1 protein-coding gene is annotated in these 1,018 nt (G+C 47.5%); it reads left to right on the top strand.

Features of this window, described 5'->3' with window-relative positions:
• On the top strand, nt 1-1,018 hold a 1,018-nt coding region (gene tuf / locus AACQ79_RS14285; protein ID WP_170899896.1), incomplete at both ends, for an elongation factor Tu.

The raw sequence follows: 1,018 nt of genomic DNA on the forward strand, positions 1-1,018 counted from the left end.
TGTCTAAAGCAAAATTTGAACGTACGAAACCGCACGTAAACGTTGGTACTATCGGCCACGTTGACCACGGTAAAACAACTCTAACTGCTGCTATCTGTACTACACTTGCAAAAGTGTACGGTGGTGAAGCGAAAGACTTCGCATCTATCGATAACGCTCCAGAAGAGCGCGAGCGCGGTATTACAATCAATACTTCTCACGTAGAGTACGATACACCAGCACGCCACTACGCACACGTAGACTGCCCAGGACACGCTGACTATGTTAAAAACATGATCACAGGTGCTGCGCAAATGGACGGCGGTATCCTAGTTGTTGCTGCAACAGATGGCCCAATGCCACAAACTCGTGAGCACATCCTACTTGGTCGCCAAGTTGGTATTCCTTACATCATCGTATTCATGAACAAATGTGACATGGTTGATGATGAAGAGCTTCTAGAGCTAGTAGAAATGGAAGTTCGTGAGCTTCTATCTGAGTACGATTTCCCAGGTGATGACCTACCAGTTATCCAAGGTTCTGCACTAGGCGCACTAAACGGCGAAGAGCAGTGGGAAGCGAAAATCATTGAACTTGCTGAAGCGCTAGACACTTACATTCCAGAGCCTGAGCGTGCAGTAGACCAAGCATTCCTACTACCAATCGAAGACGTATTCTCAATCCAAGGTCGTGGTACAGTAGTAACTGGCCGTATCGAGCGCGGTATCCTACGTGTAGGTGACGAAGTTGCGATCATTGGTATCAAAGACACAATCACAACGACTTGTACAGGTGTTGAGATGTTCCGTAAGCTGCTTGACGAAGGTCGTGCAGGTGAGAACGTTGGTGCACTTCTACGTGGTACTAAGCGTGATGAAGTAGAACGTGGTCAAGTACTAGCGAAACCAGGTTCAATCACTCCACACACTAAGTTCGAGTCAGAAGTATACGTACTGTCTAAAGATGAAGGCGGCCGTCATACTCCGTTCTTCAAAGGCTACCGTCCACAGTTCTACTTCCGTACAACGGACGTAACAGG

It is taken from the genome of Vibrio sp. 3-2(1) (genome assembly GCF_963887575.1).
In the GTDB taxonomy this organism is placed as follows: domain Bacteria; phylum Pseudomonadota; class Gammaproteobacteria; order Enterobacterales; family Vibrionaceae; genus Vibrio; species Vibrio anguillarum.